General features: G+C 52.7%; 21 protein-coding genes and 7 tRNA genes. 25 read left to right on the top strand and 3 right to left on the bottom strand.

Annotation, left to right across the window (positions count from 1 at the left end):
• Window positions 1–92 precede the first annotated feature (92 nt).
• The 8 genes from WC1_RS17270 to WC1_RS17305 all read left to right on the top strand — a co-directional run bounded on the left by WC1_RS17270 (window position 93) and on the right by WC1_RS17305 (window position 1,494).
• Window positions 93–169 (top strand) — tRNA-Met (locus WC1_RS17270).
• Between the two features lie 9 nt (window positions 170–178).
• Window positions 179–263: transfer RNA gene (locus WC1_RS17275), tRNA-Leu, on the top strand.
• 23 nt (window positions 264–286) lie between these two features.
• Window positions 287–361 (top strand) — tRNA-Gln (locus WC1_RS17280).
• Between the two features lie 37 nt (window positions 362–398).
• A tRNA-Gln gene (locus tag WC1_RS17285) sits at window positions 399–473 on the top strand.
• Between the two features lie 21 nt (window positions 474–494).
• Window positions 495–571: transfer RNA gene (locus WC1_RS17290), tRNA-Met, on the top strand.
• A 43-nt stretch (window positions 572–614) separates the two neighbouring features.
• Window positions 615–689, top strand: a tRNA-Gln gene (locus tag WC1_RS17295).
• Between the two features lie 36 nt (window positions 690–725).
• A tRNA-Gln gene (locus WC1_RS17300) sits at window positions 726–800 on the top strand.
• A gap of 121 nt (window positions 801–921) precedes the next feature.
• A complete protein-coding gene (locus WC1_RS17305; protein WP_003835554.1) occupies window positions 922–1,494 on the top strand; it encodes a hypothetical protein in 573 nt (190 codons plus the stop codon).
• 5 nt (window positions 1,495–1,499) lie between these two features.
• Here WC1_RS17305 and ubiF read toward each other — a convergent pair whose 3' ends face one another.
• A complete protein-coding gene (gene ubiF / locus WC1_RS17310) occupies window positions 1,500–2,675 on the bottom strand; it encodes a 3-demethoxyubiquinol 3-hydroxylase (protein ID WP_016149785.1) in 1,176 nt (391 codons plus the stop codon).
• Between the two features lie 145 nt (window positions 2,676–2,820).
• Between ubiF and miaB the strand changes: the two genes are divergently transcribed.
• The 10 genes from miaB (at window position 2,821) to rihA (ending at window position 13,242) form a co-directional block, all read left to right on the top strand.
• Window positions 2,821–4,251: a tRNA (N6-isopentenyl adenosine(37)-C2)-methylthiotransferase MiaB gene (gene miaB, locus WC1_RS17315; protein ID WP_003022779.1), complete on the top strand. Its 1,431-nt coding sequence runs from the start codon at window positions 2,821–2,823 to the stop codon at window positions 4,249–4,251.
• 206 nt (window positions 4,252–4,457) lie between these two features.
• Complete coding sequence (locus WC1_RS17320) at window positions 4,458–5,504, top strand: PhoH family protein (protein WP_003022776.1); 1,047 nt, start codon at window positions 4,458–4,460, stop codon at window positions 5,502–5,504.
• Window positions 5,501–5,974: an rRNA maturation RNase YbeY gene (gene ybeY / locus WC1_RS17325; protein ID WP_016149784.1), complete on the top strand. Its 474-nt coding sequence runs from the start codon at window positions 5,501–5,503 to the stop codon at window positions 5,972–5,974. The genes WC1_RS17320 and ybeY overlap by 4 nt, the downstream gene beginning before the upstream one ends.
• A gap of 157 nt (window positions 5,975–6,131) precedes the next feature.
• Window positions 6,132–7,010, top strand: a complete 879-nt coding sequence (gene corC, locus WC1_RS17330; protein WP_003847383.1) for a CNNM family magnesium/cobalt transport protein CorC — start codon at window positions 6,132–6,134, stop codon at window positions 7,008–7,010.
• A 24-nt stretch (window positions 7,011–7,034) separates the two neighbouring features.
• Window positions 7,035–8,573, top strand: coding sequence for an apolipoprotein N-acyltransferase (lnt, locus tag WC1_RS17335; RefSeq protein WP_016149783.1), 1,539 nt, complete (start codon window positions 7,035–7,037; stop codon window positions 8,571–8,573).
• Window positions 8,574–8,982: 409 nt separating this feature from the next.
• A complete protein-coding gene (gene gltI / locus WC1_RS17340) occupies window positions 8,983–9,891 on the top strand; it encodes a glutamate/aspartate ABC transporter substrate-binding protein GltI (protein WP_003022762.1) in 909 nt (302 codons plus the stop codon).
• A gap of 159 nt (window positions 9,892–10,050) precedes the next feature.
• Window positions 10,051–10,791, top strand: coding sequence for a glutamate/aspartate ABC transporter permease GltJ (gene gltJ, locus WC1_RS17345; RefSeq protein WP_003022759.1), 741 nt, complete (start codon window positions 10,051–10,053; stop codon window positions 10,789–10,791).
• A complete protein-coding gene (gene gltK, locus WC1_RS17350) occupies window positions 10,791–11,465 on the top strand; it encodes a glutamate/aspartate ABC transporter permease GltK (RefSeq protein ID WP_003022757.1) in 675 nt (224 codons plus the stop codon). Before gltJ ends, gltK begins: the two co-directional genes overlap by 1 nt.
• Window positions 11,465–12,190, top strand: coding sequence for a glutamate/aspartate ABC transporter ATP-binding protein GltL (gltL, locus tag WC1_RS17355; protein ID WP_003022754.1), 726 nt, complete (start codon window positions 11,465–11,467; stop codon window positions 12,188–12,190). The genes gltK and gltL overlap by 1 nt, the downstream gene beginning before the upstream one ends.
• Window positions 12,191–12,306: 116 nt before the next feature.
• A complete protein-coding gene (rihA, locus tag WC1_RS17360) occupies window positions 12,307–13,242 on the top strand; it encodes a pyrimidine-specific ribonucleoside hydrolase RihA (RefSeq protein WP_016149782.1) in 936 nt (311 codons plus the stop codon).
• Between the two features lie 96 nt (window positions 13,243–13,338).
• Here the strand turns inward: rihA and WC1_RS17365 are convergent, their stop codons facing one another.
• Window positions 13,339–13,821, bottom strand: a complete 483-nt coding sequence (locus tag WC1_RS17365) for a zinc ribbon-containing protein (protein WP_003022748.1) — start codon at window positions 13,819–13,821, stop codon at window positions 13,339–13,341.
• Between the two features lie 235 nt (window positions 13,822–14,056).
• Between WC1_RS17365 and leuS the strand changes: the two genes are divergently transcribed.
• From leuS to nadD, 4 genes are read left to right on the top strand one after another with little or no spacing between them, the layout of a single operon-like run.
• Complete coding sequence (gene leuS, locus WC1_RS17370; RefSeq protein WP_016149781.1) at window positions 14,057–16,639, top strand: leucine--tRNA ligase; 2,583 nt, start codon at window positions 14,057–14,059, stop codon at window positions 16,637–16,639.
• A gap of 14 nt (window positions 16,640–16,653) precedes the next feature.
• Entirely contained in the window at window positions 16,654–17,253 is a 600-nt protein-coding gene (gene lptE, locus WC1_RS17375; protein ID WP_016149780.1) for an LPS assembly lipoprotein LptE, read from the top strand.
• Window positions 17,253–18,284 (top strand): DNA polymerase III subunit delta, encoded by a 1,032-nt coding sequence (gene holA / locus WC1_RS17380; protein WP_003022740.1) that lies wholly within the window; start codon window positions 17,253–17,255, stop codon window positions 18,282–18,284. The genes lptE and holA overlap by 1 nt, the downstream gene beginning before the upstream one ends.
• A gap of 1 nt (window position 18,285) precedes the next feature.
• Window positions 18,286–18,927, top strand: a complete 642-nt coding sequence (gene nadD / locus WC1_RS17385; protein WP_155849115.1) for a nicotinate-nucleotide adenylyltransferase — start codon at window positions 18,286–18,288, stop codon at window positions 18,925–18,927.
• Here nadD and cobD read toward each other — a convergent pair.
• Entirely contained in the window at window positions 18,902–19,996 is a 1,095-nt protein-coding gene (gene cobD / locus WC1_RS17390; protein WP_016149778.1) for a threonine-phosphate decarboxylase CobD, read from the bottom strand. The two genes, nadD and cobD, sit on opposite strands and share 26 nt — an antisense overlap.
• Before the next feature lie 96 nt (window positions 19,997–20,092).
• On the opposite strand from cobD, the gene WC1_RS17395 reads away from it, so the two are divergent.
• From WC1_RS17395 to rlmH, 3 genes are all read left to right on the top strand, one after another.
• Window positions 20,093–20,704, top strand: coding sequence for an adenosylcobalamin/alpha-ribazole phosphatase (locus tag WC1_RS17395; RefSeq protein ID WP_016149777.1), 612 nt, complete (start codon window positions 20,093–20,095; stop codon window positions 20,702–20,704).
• A 254-nt stretch (window positions 20,705–20,958) separates the two neighbouring features.
• Window positions 20,959–21,276, top strand: coding sequence for a ribosome silencing factor (gene rsfS / locus WC1_RS17400; protein WP_003022728.1), 318 nt, complete (start codon window positions 20,959–20,961; stop codon window positions 21,274–21,276).
• 3 nt (window positions 21,277–21,279) lie between these two features.
• Window positions 21,280–21,747 (top strand): 23S rRNA (pseudouridine(1915)-N(3))-methyltransferase RlmH, encoded by a 468-nt coding sequence (gene rlmH, locus WC1_RS17405; protein WP_003022725.1) that lies wholly within the window; start codon window positions 21,280–21,282, stop codon window positions 21,745–21,747.
• Window positions 21,748–21,752: the final 5 nt, after the last annotated feature.

Here is a 21,752-nt window from a genome sequence, read left to right as displayed (position 1 = left end):
AGCTATTTTCAATGAAAAAGGGGTTGACGCTTCAAGGCTCAATACGCATAATGCGCCCCGCAACGCCGATAAGGTTACGCGAAAAAAAAGATGGCTACGTAGCTCAGCTGGTTAGAGCACATCACTCATAATGATGGGGTCACAGGTTCGAATCCCGTCGTAGCCACCATCTTTTTTTGCGGGAGTGGCGAAATTGGTAGACGCACCAGATTTAGGTTCTGGCGCCGCAAGGTGTGCGAGTTCAAGTCTCGCCTCCCGCACCATTCACCCGTAAGCGTTGCACGGATGGGGTATCGCCAAGCGGTAAGGCACCGGTTTTTGATACCGGCATTCCCTGGTTCGAATCCAGGTACCCCAGCCATTTTTTCTTCGATATAGCGGTTCACCGCAACGGTCATTGGGGTATCGCCAAGCGGTAAGGCACCGGTTTTTGATACCGGCATTCCCTGGTTCGAATCCAGGTACCCCAGCCATCGAAGAATATGATAGTATCTGGCTACGTAGCTCAGCTGGTTAGAGCACATCACTCATAATGATGGGGTCACAGGTTCGAATCCCGTCGTAGCCACCATATTAAGGACGTATCGACTCGTTCGGTAAATCCAAAAAATTGTTGGGGTATCGCCAAGCGGTAAGGCTCTGGTTTCTGATACCAGCATTCCGAGGTTCGAATCCTCGTACCCCAGCCAATTTCAAAAAGTCGTCCACTTTGTGGGTGCACCCGTTGGGGTATCGCCAAGCGGTAAGGCTCTGGTTTCTGATACCAGCATTCCGAGGTTCGAATCCTCGTACCCCAGCCATATTAAAAAAGCTCGCTTCGGCGAGCTTTTTGCTTTTATAAAATCCTAAAAACACCCTCTCCTGCACAAGCGCCCAAAAGCTTAATGCTAGAATGCCTTTTTTGCACAAAAGGAGCTTGTGATGAATTATCAGATTTTCCCTCTGTTTTTCATGCGAATAACTGCCCTGTTGTTTTTTCTTCTCGCGGTTGGTCTCAGCTTTATCGGCATTTCGTCACTGATAACCTACTTCGTTCTGATTGGCATCGTATTCCCGGTTATTGTGTCAATGCATCTTCACCGACTTAATGAAGCCGGTACGGCCTTAACGCTGACGGAGAATACTCAGTGGATGGTCTATATCCACGGCTTTCCCGCTCAGGAACAGCGATCTGTACTGAAAAATCCCTGCTTCTTTTCACAAGCACGGCTTCGCCAGTTTTTTATCTATGGGTTTAGCGGCAAGCTCTGCCTGCAAATTGCCTGTATTGCCATACTGGCGCATGATTATGCCAATGGGGGAAATACGGTTGCGGCGCTGTTTGTGCTGGCTTGCCTGCTCATCTTCGCAGGTATTAGCACCAGAGCTTTGTATTGCGTTGCCACTCATCAATGGCAATGTGAAACCCTGACAACCAACACCGGAAGTGTTTGGTATCAGGGGTTCTTTCCAGGTAAGGAAGGTAGAGAAACTCTGTTTTCGCGTCTGGTTTAACGGCACTACAACCCTAACGCATACTTCAGTGCCTGACGTTTCAGTACGCCAGCGCGCTCTGCGGCCATGAGCCCGAGATTGCGCATGATACGCAGCGGCTGCAGGTTATTGCTGAATCCGGCGTAGAACAGATCCATACCGCTTTGCATGATGAAATTGTCAGTCATACGGCGATTCTGATAACGCTTGAGCACCGGCTGACTGGCCCAGGATTCACCGTAGCTGCGCGCATTCACCAGCACATCAATCAACGCATCGACATCACGAAAACCCAGATTAACGCCCTGCCCCGCCAGTGGGTGAATGGTATGCGCGGCGTCACCTACCAGCGCCAGCCCCGGTTGCACATATTGCAGCGCGTGACGACGCGTAAGCGGGAATGCCCCCGCAGCCACAGGCGTCACGTTGCCCAGTCGAGACGGGAAATGTTTGGCAATCTCCATCTGCAGTTGGGGCATGCTCAGACTTTGCAACTGGCGGATGCGCGCTGGTGAGTCGTACCACACCAGCGAGGCCCAGTTATCGAACAACGGTAAAAACGCGCGCGGACCGTCAGGGGTAAATTGCTGCCAGGTGCTGTCTCCCGGTGAATTCTCGCATTGCACGGTAATCAACATACAGGACTGCGCATACTGCCAGGCATGAATGCCAATCCCAGCCATTTTCCGCACCTGAGAATTTGCACCATCCGCACCGATAACCAGCTTCGCGCTGATTTTTTCACCGTCTGCCAGTTCAAGTTCATGCCGATCGTGATGTTGATGCAAAGAGAGAAGCGACGCCGGCACACGCAGCGTAACTTTAGGGTGATCTTCCAGCGCCTGCCAGAGCGCCTGTTGCAGGACCGTGTTCTCCACCATATAGCCCAACAAAGGCAGCTTAAGCTCGGCGGCATCAAACATCACATGGGCATTTTCCCATTCCCATGTTTCCAGACGACGGTAAGGATGGCTACGCATTCCCTGAACCGTATCCCAGACGCCCAGCCCTTTCAGCAACGACACGGAGGCGGAGCTAATGGCCGAAATTCTGACATCAGGCTGTCCGCCAGCAACAAACGGCGCAGGAGCGGCATGTTCAATCACCGTTACCGAAAATCCATGCTGCGCCAGTCCCAGCGCCAGCGCGCCGCCGACCATCCCCCCGCCGACAATGGCAATTTCCGTTGGTTGATTTGTCATGGTCAATTTTCCAGTTACATGTATTTTGTAAGTTTACAGGATTTTTTACCCCTTGAGGCTGACATCCGTCATACTGGTCACAACCGCGCCAAAGCAGTACACTATGCGCCCTGCATTTCAGCCACAATTTCGCAAGAGCAAGTCGATGACCAAAAAACTCCATATTAAAACCTGGGGCTGTCAGATGAACGAATACGATTCATCGAAGATGGCCGATCTGCTGGATGCCACTCATGGGTATCAACTGACTGACGTGGCGGAAGAAGCGGATGTGCTGCTGCTGAATACCTGCTCAATCCGTGAGAAGGCTCAGGAAAAAGTGTTCCATCAACTGGGCCGCTGGAAACTGTTAAAAGAGAAAAATCCCAAGCTCATCATTGGGGTCGGTGGCTGTGTTGCATCTCAGGAAGGCGATCATATTCGCCAGCGCGCGCATTACGTCGATATTATTTTTGGGCCGCAAACGCTGCATCGCCTGCCGGAAATGATCAACAAAGTGCGTGGAAGCACGACCCGTAGCCCGGTGGTTGATATCAGTTTCCCGGAGATCGAAAAGTTCGACCGCCTGCCGGAACCTCGTGCTGAAGGTCCAAGCGCGTTTGTGTCCATCATGGAAGGTTGTAATAAATATTGTACTTACTGCGTGGTTCCCTACACCCGCGGTGAGGAAGTCAGCCGTCCGGCGGATGATATTCTGTTTGAAATCGCCCAGCTTGCAGCCCAAGGCGTGCGTGAAGTGAACCTGCTGGGGCAAAACGTGAACGCCTGGCGTGGTGAAAACTACGACGGCACGATCGGATCCTTTGCCGATCTGCTGCGTCTGGTAGCAGCAATCGACGGCATTGATCGTATCCGCTTCACCACCAGTCATCCGATCGAATTCACCGATGATATCGTTGAAGTTTATCGCGATACGCCAGAGCTGGTGAGCTTCCTGCACCTGCCGGTACAGAGCGGCTCAGACCGTGTACTGAACCTGATGGGACGTACCCACACGGCGCTGGAATACAAAGCGATCATCCGCAAACTGCGCGCTGCGCGTCCGGATATCCAGATTAGCTCCGACTTCATCGTTGGCTTCCCAGGTGAAACCACGCAGGATTTCGAGCAGACCATGAAGCTGATCGCTGACGTCAATTTTGACATGAGCTACAGCTTTATCTTCTCTGCGCGTCCTGGCACCCCTGCCGCCGATATGGTTGATGACGTACCAGAAGAAGAGAAGAAACAGCGTCTGTACATTCTACAGGAGCGTATTAACCAGCAAGCTATGGCCTGGAGCCGTCGTATGGTTGGTACGACCCAGCGCATCCTGGTTGAAGGCACATCGCGTAAGAGCATTATGGAACTGTCAGGGCGTACCGAAAATAACCGCGTGGTGAACTTTGAAGGTACCCCGGATATGGTCGGTAAGTTTGTGGATGTTGAAATTACCGATGTCTGGACGAACTCCCTGCGCGGCAAAGTGGTGCGTACCGAAGACGAAATGGGCCTGCGCATCGCAGAATCCCCTGAATCGGTCATTGCGCGTACCCGCAAAGAAAACGATCTGGGTGTTGGTATTTATCAGCCTTAGTCCTGTTGAAAAACGTAAAAAAGGCCCGATACCGCTACACTTATCGGGCCTACACTTCTGGGCTCGCTGTCCCGGCGGGCCTTGTAATCAGCCCTGGCATCCCCATATTTATTGCAATGCTTGCGCCTTTCCCCCATGGCGTGAATAATTTCCTTAGATGCCGGTAAATGTTCAGCGTCCGGCGAGACATGCATAAGAGGAACAGTTTGAACATAGACACTCGCGAAATCACCCTTGAACCCGCAGACAACGCCCGCCTGTTGAGCCTTTGCGGCCCATTTGATGACAACATCAAACAGCTGGAACGTCGCCTCGGCATCGAAATTAACCGCCGTGATAACCACTTTAAACTGACCGGCCGCCCAATTTGCGTCACCGCTGCGGCAGATATTTTACGTAGTCTGTACGTCGATACCGCCCCAATGCGCGGTCAGACGCAGGACATCGAGCCTGAACAAATTCATCTGGCGATCAAAGAAGCGCGTGTGCTTGAGCAAAGCGCAGACAGCGTGCCTGAATTTGGCAAAGCGGTGAACATCAAAACCAAGCGCGGGGTAATTAAGCCGCGTACGCCGAACCAGGCACAGTACATTGCGAATATCCTCGATCACGACATCACCTTCGGCGTTGGCCCTGCGGGTACGGGTAAAACGTATCTCGCTGTTGCCGCTGCGGTTGATGCGCTTGAGCGTCAGGAGATCCGTCGTATTCTGCTGACCCGTCCGGCAGTGGAAGCGGGCGAAAAACTGGGATTCCTGCCGGGGGATCTCAGCCAGAAAGTCGATCCCTATTTACGACCGCTGTATGACGCGCTGTTCGAAATGCTCGGTTTTGAGAAGGTTGAAAAGCTGATTGAACGTAACGTCATTGAAGTTGCACCGCTGGCCTATATGCGCGGACGTACACTCAACGATGCGTTCATCATTCTTGATGAGAGCCAGAACACCACCATCGAACAGATGAAAATGTTCCTGACCCGTATCGGCTTTAACTCCAAAGCGGTTATCACCGGCGATATCACCCAGATTGACCTGCCGCGTAGCACCAAGTCCGGTCTGCGTCATGCCATTGAAGTGCTGGCTGAGGTCGACGAGATTAGTTTTAATTTCTTCCATAGCGAAGACGTGGTTCGCCATCCGGTGGTGGCTCGTATCGTCACGGCGTATGAAGCCTGGGAAGAAGCAGAACAGAAACGTAAAGCCGAGCAGGCTGCAGAACGCAAGCGCGAAGCTCAGGAGCAGGAACAAAAATGAGTCAGGTTATTCTCGATTTACAGCTGGCATGTGAAGACGAATCCGGTTTACCCACAGAAAGTCAGTTTCAGGGGTGGCTGGATGCGGTGATCCCGCCGTTTCAGGAAGAGTCTGAAGTAACCATTCGTCTGGTCGATGACGCGGAAAGCCATGAGCTCAACCTGACCTATCGCGGGAAAGATAAATCCACCAACGTGCTCTCTTTCCCGTTTGAAGCCCCGCCAGGCATTGAGATGCCGCTGCTGGGTGATTTGATCATCTGCCGTCAGGTCGTCGAGAAAGAAGCGCAGGAACAAGGTAAGCCGCTTGAGGCCCACTGGGCGCACATGGTGGTGCACGGAAGCTTGCATTTACTCGGCTACGACCATATTGAAGACGATGAAGCGGAAGAAATGGAATCCCTCGAAACAGAGATTATGCTTGCTCTGGGCTATGAGGATCCGTACATTGCCGAGAAGATTGCAGAATAGTAGCTTGCCGGATGGCGCCGCTTGCGCCTTATCCGGCCTACATTCATGCCTTTCGTAGGCCTGATAAGCGTTGCGCATCAGGCAAAACATGCCGTCAACAGCTGAGTATACGCATGACGCGCTTTGTATTAACTAACATGAGAACCCATACGACGCCATGAGCGACGACAATTCACACAGTAGTGACACCTTAAACAGCAAAAAGGGATTTTTTTCCCTGTTACTGAGCCAACTTTTCCACGGTGAACCGAAAAACCGCGACGAACTGTTGGAGCTGATCCGTGATTCCGGGCAAAACGACCTTATCGATGAAGATACGCGCGATATGCTCGAAGGGGTAATGGATATTGCGGACCAACGCGTGCGCGACATCATGATCCCTCGCTCTCAGATGATTACCCTGAAACGCAACCAGACCCTGGATGAATGTCTCGATGTCATTATCGAGTCTGCTCACTCGCGTTTCCCGGTGATTAGCGAAGACAAGGATCACATTGAAGGGATTCTGATGGCCAAAGATTTGCTGCCGTTTATGCGCAGCGATGCCGAAGCCTTCAGCATGGAGAAAGTGTTACGCCAGGCGGTTGTCGTACCTGAAAGCAAGCGGGTTGACCGCATGCTGAAAGAGTTCCGCTCCCAGCGTTATCATATGGCTATCGTCATCGACGAGTTTGGCGGTGTCTCAGGTCTGGTGACCATTGAGGACATCCTTGAACTGATTGTCGGTGAAATTGAAGATGAGTACGACGAAGAAGACGATATTGATTTCCGTCAGCTCAGTCGCCACACCTGGACTATTCGCGCGCTGGCATCGATTGAAGACTTCAACGAAGCTTTCGGGACCCACTTTAGCGACGAAGAAGTCGATACCATTGGCGGGCTGGTCATGCAGGCCTTTGGTCATCTGCCCGCGCGTGGGGAAACTATCGACATTGATGGTTACCAGTTTAAAGTGGCAATGGCCGACAGCCGCCGTATTATTCAGGTTCATGTCAGAATTCCGGACGACTCACCCCAGCCAAAACTGGACGAATAAACCCGAAACTGGATCTAAGACTACATGGCATTTGCCCCATTAATTGAACGCCAGCGCATTCGCCTGCTGCTGGCGTTATTATTCGGTGCCTGCGGGACACTGGCTTTCTCACCGTATGACATCTGGCCCGCTGCGATTGTTTCGCTGATGGGCCTGCAGGCTCTCACCTTCAACCGCCGTCCGCTCCAGTCTGCCGCTATCGGCTATTTCTGGGGACTGGGACTATTTGGCTCAGGCATCAACTGGGTTTACGTCAGTATCGCGCAGTTTGGCGGTATGCCCGGCCCGGTTAACATTTTCCTCGTGGTTCTGCTTGCCGCATACCTTTCCCTCTACACCGGTCTGTTTGCTGGCGTGTTGGCGCGCTTGTGGCCGAAAACCACCTGGCTGCGGGTGGCAATTGCCGCGCCGGTAGTCTGGCAAATCACGGAATTCCTGCGCGGTTGGGTACTGACCGGCTTCCCGTGGCTGCAGTTCGGTTATAGCCAGATCGACGGTCCGTTAAAGGGGCTGGCGCCGGTAATGGGCGTTGAGGCGATTAACTTCCTGCTGATGATGGTTAGCGGCCTGTTGGCGCTGGCGCTGGTGACACGTAACTGGAAGCCGCTGGTTGCCGCACTCGTGCTCTTTGCTCTGCCTTTTCCACTGCGCTATATCCAGTGGTACACGCTTGAGCCGGAAAAAACCACCCAGGTCTCGATGGTGCAGGGCGACATTCCGCAGTCGCTTAAATGGGATGAAGGTCAGTTACTCAACACCCTGAAGATTTATCTCGACGCCACCCAACCCGAGATGGGCAAATCACAGCTAATCATCTGGCCAGAATCTGCTATTCCGGATCTGGAAATTAACCAGCAGCGTTTTCTGAGCATGATGGATGACCTGCTGAAATCGAAAAACAGCACACTGATTACCGGTATCGTGGACGCGCGTCTGAACAAGCAGAATCGTTACGACACCTACAACACCATCATCACACTGGGTAAAGACAGTCCATACAGCTACGACTCCAGAAACCGCTACAACAAAAACCATCTGGTACCGTTTGGCGAGTTTGTCCCGCTGGAATCAATCCTGCGACCGTTAGCGCCGTTCTTTGACCTGCCAATGTCTTCGTTCAGCCGTGGCCCGTACGTACAGCCACAGTTGCATGCACACGGCTTTAAGCTGACCGCTGCCATTTGCTACGAAATCATTCTTGGCGAACAGGTTCGGGATAACTTCCGTCCGGATACGGACTACCTGCTGACTATCTCCAACGATGCCTGGTTTGGTAAGTCTATTGGCCCGTGGCAGCACTTCCAGATGGCGCGGATGCGTTCCCTTGAGCTGGCGCGCCCCTTGCTGCGTAGCACCAACAATGGTATTACGGCGGTGATTGGTCCTCAGGGTGAGATTCAGGCGATGATCCCGCAGTTTACCCGTCAGGTGCTGACCACCAGCGTGACGCCAACCACGGGCCTGACCCCTTATGCCCGTACCGGTAACTGGCCGCTCTGGCTGCTGACTGCACTGTTTGGCTTTGGCGCAGTGGTAATGAGCCTGCGCCAACGTCGCAAATAAAACAGTGCCCCATCAAATTCAGGCCGGATAAGGCGGTACGCCGCCATCCGGCCGTTGTGCAGCATCTTGCCTGATGGCGCTACGCTTATCAGGCCAACTCCCCTCCAAAAGACCATTCTGGCACGTCTATTGCTTTGTTCTACAAGGCAAACGCTGTTTTGGCTGAATGTGCAACCTGGTCGCACCAAAGTTGAGCGCCGGTAGCACCTGAAAAGTGCAACAAGATATATTTGCCCCCAAATGGTGCGGCGCACTTCGCAAAAATAAACAATAACACAGCAAATTCTTTACATTCATCCAAACTAAATGTTAACAAACACATACAAGACTGCACGTTTTAGTAGCAAACAATAACAACATCACAATGGGTATCAATGCGTCCCTGGCGCAGACGATAAAGGAGTTGGATATGCAATTACGTAAGCTCGCCACTGCCATGCTGGTCATGGGAATGTCCGCCGGTCTGGCGCACGCAGAAGACGCAGCACCCGCGGCAGGCAGCACGCTGGATAAGATCGCCAAAAATGGCGTGATCGTTGTCGGTCACCGTGAATCATCGGTACCGTTTTCTTACTACGATAATCAGCAAAAAGTGGTCGGTTATTCACAGGATTACTCCAACGCGATCGTTGAAGCGGTGAAGAAAAAGCTGAACAAGCCCGATCTGCAGGTAAAACTGATCCCGATTACTTCACAAAACCGTATCCCGCTGCTGCAAAACGGCACCTTCGACTTTGAATGTGGATCCACCACCAACAACGTCGAGCGCCAGAAACAAGCAGCCTTCTCTGACACCATTTTCGTTGTCGGTACCCGTCTGCTGGCGAAAAAAGGCGGCGACGTCAAAGATTTCGCTGACCTGAAAGGCAAAGCCGTGGTCGTGACTTCAGGTACCACCTCAGAAGTGCTGCTGCACAAGCTGAACGAAGAACAAAAAATGGATATGCGCATCATCAGCGCGAAAGACCATGGTGACTCTTTCCGTACTCTGGAAAGCGGTCGTGCTGTTGCCTTTATGATGGATGACGCCCTGCTGGCTGGCGAACGCGCGAAAGCGAAGAAACCAGACAACTGGGAGATCGTTGGCAAGCCACAATCTCAGGAAGCCTACGGCTGCATGCTGCGTAAAGATGACCCTGAGTTCAAAAAGCTGATGGACGACACTATCGCCAAGGCGCAGACCTCAGGCGAAGCTGAGAAATGGTTTGATAAGTGGTTTAAAAATCCAATTCCACCGAAGAACCTGAACATGAATTTCGAACTGTCAGACGAGATGAAAGCCCTGTTCAAAGAACCGAATGATAAAGCGCTTAACTAACTAAAATAAATGGGAGGCTTCCCCTCCCTCTCGATTGTTACTCGGCACGGACAGACTATAAGCCTGATGGTCGTTCCCCATCAGGCCTGAAAACCGCAAAACGCCGAATAACAATCTTCGAGGGTAGCGCTGCTACCCTTTTTTTTCTGGAGTAGATTTATGTCTATAGACTGGAACTGGGGTATTTTTTTACAACAGGCCCCGTTCGGCAACACCACCTATCTCGGCTGGCTCTGGAGTGGTTTCCAGGTCACGGTCGCGTTATCTATCACCGCCTGGATTATCGCTTTCCTCATAGGCTCTTTATTCGGCATCTTACGTACCGTCCCAAATCGTTTCCTTTCCGGGATCGGCACGCTATACGTTGAGCTGTTTCGTAACGTTCCGCTCATCGTTCAGTTCTTTACCTGGTATCTGGTCATTCCTGAACTGCTGCCGGAAAACATTGGCATGTGGTTCAAGTCGGAACTGGATCCCAACATTCAGTTCTTCCTCTCATCCATGCTTTGTCTGGGGCTGTTTACCGCCGCGCGCGTCTGTGAGCAGGTTCGCGCCGCGATTCAGTCCCTGCCTCGCGGGCAAAAAAACGCCGCGCTGGCGATGGGGCTGACTTTGCCGCAGGCCTACCGCTATGTGCTGCTGCCAAACGCATACCGCGTGATTGTTCCGCCAATGACCTCAGAGATGATGAACCTGGTGAAGAACTCCGCGATCGCCTCCACCATCGGCCTGGTCGATATGGCGGCGCAGGCGGGAAAACTACTGGATTACTCCGCCCACGCATGGGAATCGTTTACCGCCATCACGCTGGCCTACGTCCTGATTAACGCCGTCATCATGCTGGTGATGAATCTCGTCGAACGCAAAATCCGCCTGCCTGGCAATTTGGGAGGCAAATAATGTACGAATTTGACTGGAGTTCTATCGTCCCTTCCCTGCCGTATCTGCTGGACGGGCTGATCATCACCCTGAAAATCACCGTTACGGCAGTCGTCATTGGTATTGTCTGGGGAACCATCCTTGCAGTAATGCGTCTGTCCAGCTTCGCGCCGATTGCCTGGTTTGCGAAAGGCTACGTCAACGTATTTCGTTCTATTCCGCTGGTCATGGTGCTGCTGTGGTTCTACCTGATTGTGCCCGGCTTTTTGCAAAACGTACTGGGTCTGTCGCCTAAAACCGATATTCGCCTGATCTCAGCGATGGTCGCGTTTTCGATGTTTGAAGCTGCGTACTATTCCGAGATTATCCGTGCCGGTATCCAGAGTATTTCTCGTGGGCAATCCAGCGCCGCGCTGGCGCTGGGGATGACACACTGGCAGTCGATGAAGCTGATCATTCTGCCACAGGCCTTCCGCGCGATGGTACCACTGCTGCTGACCCAGGGCATCGTACTATTCCAGGATACCTCGCTGGTCTATGTATTGAGTCTGGCAGACTTCTTCCGTACCGCCTCCACCATTGGCGAGCGTGACGGCACACAGGTTGAAATGATCCTGTTTGCTGGCGCCGTTTATTTTGTATTCAGTCTGAGCGCATCGTTGTTGGTCAGCTATTTGAAGAAAAGGACAGTTTAATGATTACCCTGAAAAATGTTTCTAAATGGTATGGTCACTTTCAGGTGCTGACCGACTGCTCCACGGAAGTGAAAAAAGGTGAAGTGGTGGTGGTTTGCGGCCCGTCAGGTTCAGGTAAATCAACGCTTATCAAAACGGTGAACGGGCTGGAGCCGGTGCAACAGGGCGTCATCACCGTTGATGGTACCGTGGTGAATGATAAAAAAACCGATCTGGCCAAACTGCGCTCTCGTGTTGGTATGGTGTTCCAGCACTTTGAACTGTTCCCGCATCTGTCGATCATTGAGAACCTTACTTTGGCGCAGGTAAAAGTGCTTAAGCGCGATAAAAAGCCGGCCCGCGACAAAGCGCAAAAGTTACTGGAACGCGTTGGCCTGTCGGCACATGCCGAGAAGTTCCCCGCCCAGCTATCCGGGGGCCAGCAACAGCGTGTCGCCATCGCCCGGGCGCTGTGTATGGATCCTATCGCCATGCTGTTTGACGAACCGACATCGGCGCTTGATCCTGAAATGATCAACGAAGTACTGGACGTTATGGTTGAACTGGCCAATGAAGGGATGACCATGATGGTGGTGACCCATGAAATGGGCTTTGCGCGTAAAGTGGCGAACCGGGTGATCTTCATGGATGAAGGGAAAATTGTTGAAGACTCACCAAAAGAAGAGTTCTTCGCTAATCCGAAATCGGACCGCGCCAAAGACTTCCTCGCGAAAATCCTGCACTAATCTTGCTGGCGCGCATCTCCATGTGCGCGCCACTTCACGCTTTATCCCTTCGCCTCTCGAAACACATACAGCCCAGCGTTAACCTTGTCACAAAGTCCCACTTACAAGGAGCAACAATGGCACTTCCGATCCTGTTTGATTGCGATCCAGGTCATGACGACGCTATCGCAATTGTTCTCGCCCTCGCCTCACCTGAACTGGATGTGAAAGCGATAACCTCGTCAGCCGGGAATCAGACTCCCGACAAAACGCTGCGTAACGTATTGCGCATGCTGACGTTGCTCAAGCGTACGGATATTCCCGTCGCCGGTGGCGCTGTGAAACCACTGATGCGCGATCTGATTATCGCCGATAACGTCCATGGCGAGAGTGGGCTGGATGGTCCGGCGCTGCCGGAACCCACTTTTGCTCCACAAGACTGTACCGCTGTGGAACTGATGGCGAAAACCCTGCGTGAAAGCCCGGAACCGATGACGATTGTCTCCACCGGCCCGCAAACTAACGTGGCATTGCTACTGAATAGCCATCCTGAGCTGCACGCCAAAATCGACCGTATCGTGATTATGGGTGGTGCAATGGGCCTCGGAAACTGGACACCCGCCGCCGAGTTCAACATCTTTGTGGATCCCGAAGCCGCGGAGATCGTATTCCAGTCGGGTATTCGGGTGGTGATGGCTGGTCTGGACGTGACGCATAAAGCGCAAATACATCGTGAAGATACCGAACGGTTCCGCGCTATTGGCAATCCTGTTTCAACGATCGTTGCTGAACTACTCGATTTCTTCTTTGAATATCACAAAGACGAAAAATGGGGATTCATCGGCGCACCGCTGCATGACCCATGTACCATTGCCTGGCTGCTGAAACCTGAACTGTTTACCACCGTTGAACGCTGGGTTGGCGTGGAAACTCAGGGGAAATATACCCAGGGAATGACCGTGGTGGACTACTACTTCCTGAGCGGCAATAAGCCAAACGCCACCGTGATGGTAGATGTTGATCGCCAGGGGTTTGTCGATTTGCTGGCAGAACGGCTGAAGTTTTACGCATAATACACGCCGGATGGCGCTAACGCTTATCCGGCCTACAAAATCGTGCAATTTGTAGGCCGGATAAGACGCTTTGCGTCGCCATCCGGCAATAAGCAATTACGGTTCAAACGGTCGGCGCTGAAACTGATCGTGTCCGCATTTCGGACACAGCGGCAGCACATCCGGGGTGTAAACCGCTAAATGGAAGTGGCACTTCTCGCAGACCAGATTACCTAATCCGACCACCTCGCCGCTGTGATAAACACCGTGATGACTGAGGTCCTGGAACACTTCGCGCCATTCGAGCTGCGTTTTATCGGTAATATCGGCCAGTTCCTGCCAGATACTCTCCTTGATAACCCGCATAAAGACGCTGTCTGTCTCCTCATCGAGACTTTCTTCATAGCTCAGAGCAAACTCTTCCAGGTCACGTCTGACGGCCCGAGTGAGCTCTTCCACCTCGGTTCGCGTTAACTCCCCGGTCTGCATAACTCGTTGACGCGCCTGCTCCACCAACGCATCGATATCGCGTTCGCCATTACGCAGACGTTCGCTCAGTGAAGCTACCAGTTCACGGTAATATTGAGCAACCTTGTTCATCGCTTCGCCTCCTGGGTCGTTAACTGTCTATAATAATAGACGTTATTTACACTACGCTTTGCAAGACTGTCCACAGAGTGTGTAAATTCGTGCAAGAATTATCCTTGCGGGAATTCAACGCTGAATGCGCGAAAGGCTGTTTTGGCGCGGGCGTTTGGGCTATGCTATGCGGATCTGAAACACCACATCTAGAGCTACGTTTGTAGCTGTATTGAAAACAGGACCACTGGCTGCCATGCAAGAGCAATACCGCCCGGAAGAGATAGAATCCAAAGTACAGCTTCACTGGGATGAGAAGCGCACATTTGAAGTTACCGAAGACGAGAGCAAAGAGAAGTATTACTGCCTGTCTATGCTTCCCTATCCTTCTGGTCGACTACACATGGGCCACGTACGTAACTACACCATCGGTGACGTGATCGCCCGCTACCAGCGCATGCTGGGCAAAAACGTACTGCAGCCAATTGGCTGGGATGCGTTCGGTCTGCCAGCAGAAGGTGCTGCGGTTAAAAACAACACCGCGCCGGCACCGTGGACGTACGACAACATCGCATACATGAAAAACCAGCTCAAAATGCTGGGTTTCGGTTACGACTGGAGCCGTGAGCTGGCGACCTGCACCCCGGAATATTACCGTTGGGAACAGAAATTCTTCACCGAACTGTACAAAAAAGGCCTGGTGTACAAGAAAACGTCTGCGGTCAACTGGTGCCCGAATGACCAGACCGTACTGGCGAACGAACAGGTTATCGACGGATGCTGCTGGCGTTGTGATACCAAAGTCGAGCGTAAAGAGATCCCGCAGTGGTTCATCAAAATTACCGCTTACGCTGACGAACTGCTGCGTGACCTGGATAACCTGGATCACTGGCCTGACACCGTGAAAACGATGCAGCGCAACTGGATTGGCCGTTCTGAAGGCGTAGAAATCACCTTCGATGTGAACGATTACGACAACACGCTGACCGTTTACACAACCCGTCCGGACACCTTTATGGGTGCGACCTATCTGGCCGTTGCCGCAGGTCACCCGCTGGCGCAGAAAGCCGCTGCAAATAACCCGGAACTAGCCGCCTTCATTGACGAATGCCGCAACACCAAGGTTGCTGAAGCCGAAATGGCAACCATGGAGAAGAAAGGCGTCGACACGGGCTTTAAAGCCGTTCACCCGCTGACTGGCGAAGAGATCCCGGTTTGGGCAGCAAACTTCGTCCTGATGGAATACGGTACGGGCGCAGTCATGGCCGTTCCGGGCCACGATCAGCGCGATTACGAGTTTGCGACTAAATATGGCCTGACCATCAAGCCAGTAATTCTGACCGCTGAAGGCGCAGAGCCGGATCTGTCCGAACAAGCTCTGACCGAAAAAGGGGTGCTGTTTAACTCCGGTGAGTTTGACGGCCTCGACTTCGAAGCAGCCTTCAATGCCATTGCTGACAAGCTGGTGTCTCTTGGCGTGGGTGAGCGTAAAGTGAACTACCGTCTGCGTGACTGGGGTGTTTCCCGTCAGCGTTACTGGGGCGCGCCGATTCCGATGGTGACATTGGAAGACGGTACCGTACTGCCGACGCCAGAAGACCAGTTGCCGGTTATTCTGCCGGAAGACGTGGTTATGGATGGTATTACCAGCCCAATCAAAGCCGATCCGGAGTGGGCAAAAACCACCGTTAACGGCATGCCTGCACTGCGCGAAACCGACACTTTCGATACTTTTATGGAATCCTCCTGGTACTACGCGCGCTACACCTGCCCGCAGTACAACGAAGGGATGCTGGATCCAGAAGCTGCAAACTACTGGCTTCCGGTTGATATCTACATTGGTGGTATTGAACACGCCATCATGCACCTGCTCTACTTCCGCTTCTTCCACAAGCTGATGCGCGATGCGGGTATGGTCAACTCTGACGAACCGGCTAAACAGCTGCTGTGCCAGGGTATGGTGCTGGCCGATGCGTTCTATTACGTTGGTGCAAACGGTGAGCGTAACTGGGTTTCTCCGGTTGATGCCATCGTTGAGCGCGACGAGAAAGGTCGTATCGTCAAAGCTCAGGACGCAGAAGGCCATGAACTGGTGTATACCGGCATGAGCAAAATGTCCAAGTCGAAAAATAACGGTATCGACCCGCAGGTTATGGTTGAACGTTACGGCGCCGACACCGTACGTCTGTTCATGATGTTCGCTTCTCCGGCTGATATGACGCTGGAATGGCAAGAATCCGGCGTTGAAGGGGCGAACCGCTTCCTGAAACGTGTCTGGAAGCTGGTTTACGAACATACCTCCAAAGGTGATGTAGCTGAACTGAACGTTGATGTGTTGAGCGAAGACCAAAAAGCGTTGCGTCGCGACGTGCATAAAACCATTGCTAAAGTGACCGATGATATTGGTCGTCGTCAGACCTTTAACACCGCAATTGCGGCGATTATGGAGCTGATGAACAAGCTGGCGAAAGCACCGCAGGAAGACGAGCAGGACCGCGCCCTGATGCAGGAAGCGCTGCTGGCCGTTGTACGCATGCTCAACCCGTTCACCCCACACGTTTGCTTCACGATGTGGCAGGCGCTGAAAGGCGAAGGCGATATCGACAATGCGCCGTGGCCGGTAGCTGACGAAGCCGCAATGGTTGAAGACTCGACGTTGGTTGTTGTTCAGGTGAACGGTAAAGTCCGTGGCAAAATTACCGTTCCGGTAAATGCGACAGAAGAACAGGTTCGTGAACGTGCTGGCCAGGAGCATCTGGTGGCAAAATATCTTGATGGCGTTACCGTACGTAAAGTGATTTATGTACCGGGTAAACTCCTCAATCTGGTCGTTGGCTAAGCGCGGGAGGAAGCGTGCGACTTCTGACAACATTGTTGTTATCTCTGGCGGTGCTTGTCACCGCCGGGTGTGGCTGGCATCTGCGTAGTACTACGCAGGTTCCACCCTCAATGAAAACCATGATCCTGAACTCTGGCGATCCGAACGGCCCGTTAAGCCGTGCGGTCCGTAACCAGCTGCGTCTGAACGGTGTGACGCTGCTTGAAGACGGTACAATGCGTAAAGATGTGACGTCTTTACGTCTTGGCGCGGTCAGCATTTCGCAGGATACGGCGTCGGTATTCCAGAACGGTCAAACGGCTGAATACCAGATGGTGATGTCCGTAAGCGCTACCGTGCTGATTCCAGGACATGATATTTACCCTATCAGCGCAAAAGTTTATCGTTCGTTCTTTGACAACCCACAGGCTGCACTGGCGAAGGATAACGAGCAGGAGATGATCGTAAAAGAGATGTATGACAAAGCGGCTGAACAGTTAATTCGTAAGCTGCCAAGCATACATCTGGCTGATACTCTGTCATCCAATGCTGATGATGATGCTAAGCCAGCTGCGACAAAAGCCGCAGAGCCTGCGTCATCTCCGGCGCGTGTCTCCACCACGCTGGGTAACTGATGCTCAAGTTGTACCCTGAACAACTCCGCGCACAGCTCAATGAAGGGCTGCGCGCGGCGTATTTGCTCTTAGGTAACGATCCCCTCTTATTGCAGGAAAGCCAGGATGCCATCCGTCAGGCTGCTGCCACACAAGGGTTCGAAGAACACCACGCCTTCACTCTGGACAACAGCACCGACTGGGGAGAGATTTTTTCACTCTGCCAGGCGATGAGCCTGTTTGCCAACCGTCAAACCCTGCTCCTGCAACTGCCTGAAAATGGCCCCAATGCCGCCATTAACGAACAGCTCGCTTCACTCGTCACACTGCTACATAACGACCTGCTGCTGATTGTTCGTGGTAACAAGCTGACTAAAGCGCAGGAAAACGCCGCATGGTATACCGGACTTGCCAATAATGCGGTGCAGGTCAGCTGCCAGACGCCGGAGCAAGCACAGCTCCCACGTTGGGTCGCCGCGAGGGCTAAACTCAATAACCTGCAACTGGATGACGCAGCCAATCAGCTGTTGTGCTATTGCTATGAAGGTAACCTGTTAGCACTGGCGCAAGCGCTGGAACGGTTAGCATTGCTTTGGCCTGATGGCAAACTAACGCTGCCTCGCGTAGAAAAAGCCGTTAACGATGCGGCGCACTTTACCCCGTTCCACTGGGTGGATGCGCTGCTGATGGGCAAAAGCAAACGCGCGCTGCACATTCTGCAACAGCTACGTCTGGAAGGCAGTGAGCCGGTTATTTTGCTGCGTACGATACAGCGTGAATTGCTGTTGCTGGTCAACCTAAAACGGCAGTCGGCGAATACCCCCTTGCGCACGTTGTTTGATAAACACCGGGTGTGGCAAAATCGCCGAGGCATGATGGGTGATGCGCTAAACCGGCTGAACCCGGCACAGCTGCGTCAGGCGGTAACGCTGTTAACGCGTACGGAAATTACGCTTAAACAAGACTATGGTCAGTCAGTGTGGGCGGAACTTGAGGGACTGTCCCTTTTGCTCTGCCATAAATCACTGGCCGATGTTTTTATTGATGGTTGATATGAAATCATTGCAGGCTCTGTTCGGCGGCACCTTTGATCCGGTGCATTATGGTCATCTTAAACCGGTTGAAATTCTGGCGAATCTGATTGGTCTTTCCCGGGTCATCATCATGCCCAATAACGTGCCGCCGCATCGTGCGCAGCCTGAAGCGTCCGGTGAGCAACGTAAGCGCATGGTTGAACTGGCCATTGCTGATAAACCGCTGTTTTCCCTGGATGAACGCGAAATGAAACGCGACACGGCCTCCTACACCGCGCAAACGCTAAAAGAGTGGCGCGAGGAACAAGGCCCGAATGTGCCGTTAGCGTTTATCATTGGTCAGGATTCGCTGCTGACCTTCCCTTCCTGGCACGACTACCACACGATTCTGGATAATACCCATCTCATCGTATGCCGACGTCCAGGTTATCCTCTCGAAATGACGCAGGAAAAGCACCAGCAATGGCTGGAAGATCACCTGACTCATTCGCCGGATGACCTGCACAACCTGCCTTGCGGGAAAATCTACCTGGCCGAAACGCCGTGGTTCAACATCTCCGCCACGCTCATTCGCGAGCGACTGGAAAAAGGCGAGCCGTGCGACGACCTGATGCCAGGCGCAGTGCTTGACTATATTAATCAGCAGGGGTTGTACCGCTAAGCGTGTTGTTTAATGCCGCCAGCAGGCGGTCATTTTCTTCCTGACTGCGAACAGCAACTCGGTAATAACGCGCGTCCAACCCAGGGTAATTGGCACAACTGCGAATCAAGACATGCTGTTCCAGCAACATCCGTTGCAAATCAATATCCGCGCGATCGCAGCGTAATAAACGATAATTTGCCTGGCCGGGATACACCGTCAGGCCGGGCAGGTTTTGTAGCAGCTGCTCAAACCGCGCTCCCTCTTGTTCCAGCCATTTCCACGTCGCCTGCTGATAAGCGCTGTCGCGTAAAATAATCTCGCCGGCCAGAGCAGCAAACGCATTAATTGACCACGGCATTTGTCGGCTGCGCATTTGTACAACGGCCTGCTCGTTACTGTTGACCAGATACCCCAGACGCAGCCCCGGTATCGCATAGAACTTGGTGAGCGAGCGCAGCACCCAAATATGCGGGTTATCCCGAAGTAGCGGAATAAACCCCGGCTCCCCGGCAATAAAATCGATAAACGCTTCATCAAGGATCAGATTGATCCCAAGCCGCTCACAACGTAAGGCAATCTCACGTAGCAGGCGGTTATCCGGTAGTAACCCGGTGGGGTTGTTGGGCGTGCAGAGAAACAGGCAGTCCAGCTCTGAGGTTAACGCATCGAGGATCGCATCGGTAAGCTGCCAGCCATCGTCTTCGCGCAGCGCAAACTCATGGATCGTACAGTCTCCCCATTGCAGCGCCCGACGATATTCAGCAAACCCAGGCGTCACGATCATCGCGTGACGTGGCTTCAGGCCATCTACCAGGGTAAAAATAGACTCGGTCTCACCGTTTCCGGCCAGGATCCACGAGGCCGGAATCTGATGATGCTCCGCCAGCGCTGCATGCAGTTGCGCGTAATCGACATCCGGGTAACGCTCCGCGCAGTCCATATTGTCGATAATTGCGCGTTTTAAACCTGCTGGCATACCCAGCGGATTAATATTTGCGCTAAAATCCAGCAATTGCTCAGGCGAGACGCCCAACAGTTCGGCGGCTTCTCGGGTATTACCACCATGCGCGCTCTTCAATAAAGACATCGTGCCGCTCCACGTAAAAAAAGGTATTTTAGTGAAAAATCTCTGCGCAATCAGGGCAAACATCATGTTTTGTGCGAATAACCCCAAGAGGAAAAAATGAGACTCTGGTTGGTACGTCATGGCGAAACTGAAGCCAACGTCGCGGGTTTATATAGCGGCCACGCTCCCACACCACTAACAGAACGGGGAATAGCTCAGGCGCAAACGCTGAGTACGCTGTTACGCGATGTGCCTGTCGACAACGTTCTGTGCAGCGAGCTGGAGCGCGCCCGCCATACAACGCAGTTGATCTTAGGCGATCGCGAGATTCCTGTGCGTAACATGCCTGAGCTCAATGAGATGTTTTTTGGCGACTGGGAAATGCGCCACCATCGCGATCTGGCGCGCGAAGACGCCGAAAACTACGCCGTGTGGTGTAACGACTGGCAGAACGCGACGCCCACTAATGGCGAAGGTTTTCAGGCATTTTCCCTGCGCGTGGAACGCTTCATTGCTCAACTCGATGATTACAAAATGTGCCAAAACCTGCTGGTAGTGAGCCATCAGGGTGTATTGAGCGTGTTGATCGCCCGTTTGTTGTCCATGCCGGCAGCAGCAATGTGGCATTTTCGCGTCGAACAAGGTTGCTGGAGCGCGATTGATTTTTGCGACGATTTTGCGGTTCTGAAAGTACTTAACAGCCGGGCTGTATGGCACGACGGAGAGTGAAAGCACTGTTTTTTCTGCCGAAGGGCTTCTCTCCCATTGACACCCCATGACAGGCTGTTATTCTCCGCAACCTGACTTTTCCCGCCCTTCAGAGCTTTGCAGAAATTGTTTTACAAAAATGGCGATGCATTCTGCGGCGTGGGGTGGGATGATAGCGCACTTCACAAGCGCTTTCGGAGACATTTGTCCCGATATCGCCTCTGGTTCAGGTATACTAACAGACGTTTTTAATTCTTTTCACCCAGGGGGAACACTTGCAGGGTAAAGCACTTCAGGATTTTGTAATCGACAAAATTGATGACCTGAAAGGTCAAGACATCATCGCCTTAGACGTTCAGGGCAAATCCAGCATCACTGATTGCATGATTATCTGTACTGGCACGTCCAGCCGTCATGTAATGTCTATCGCAGACCACGTTGTTCAGGAGTCCCGCACTGCTGGTCTGCTGCCGCTCGGCGTAGAAGGCGAGAACGTCGCAGACTGGATCGTCGTTGACCTCGGTGATGTGATTGTCCACGTGATGCAGGAAGAAAGCCGTCGCCTGTATGAACTGGAAAAACTCTGGAGTTAATGCGTGAAGCTGCAACTTGTCGCTGTGGGTACGAAAATGCCTGACTGGGTGCAAACCGGTTTTACGGAGTATCTCCGTCGGTTTCCGAAAGATATGCCCTTTGAGCTGATCGAAATCCCGGCAGGAAAACGCGGCAAGAACGCGGATATTAAACGCATTCTCGACAAAGAGGGTGAACAGATGCTGGCTGCAGCAGGCAAAAACCGCATCGTCACCCTTGATATCCCTGGCAAACCCTGGGACACGCCGCAGCTGGCGACCGAACTGGAACGCTGGAAACTGGACGGTCGTGACGTCAGTTTGTTGATTGGTGGGCCGGAAGGTCTTTCTCCTGCCTGTAAAGCAGCAGCGGAACAAAGCTGGTCACTCTCAGCGTTAACCCTTCCTCACCCTCTTGTTCGGGTTCTGGTTGCGGAGAGTCTGTACAGGGCGTGGAGCATTACCACCAACCATCCTTATCACCGTGAGTGATCATT

Source organism: Citrobacter sp. KTE30, assembly GCF_000398825.1.
GTDB lineage: Bacteria > Pseudomonadota > Gammaproteobacteria > Enterobacterales > Enterobacteriaceae > Citrobacter > Citrobacter freundii.
The sequence above is the reverse complement of the archived record's forward strand: the minus strand, read 5'-3'. Positions and strand labels throughout refer to the sequence as shown.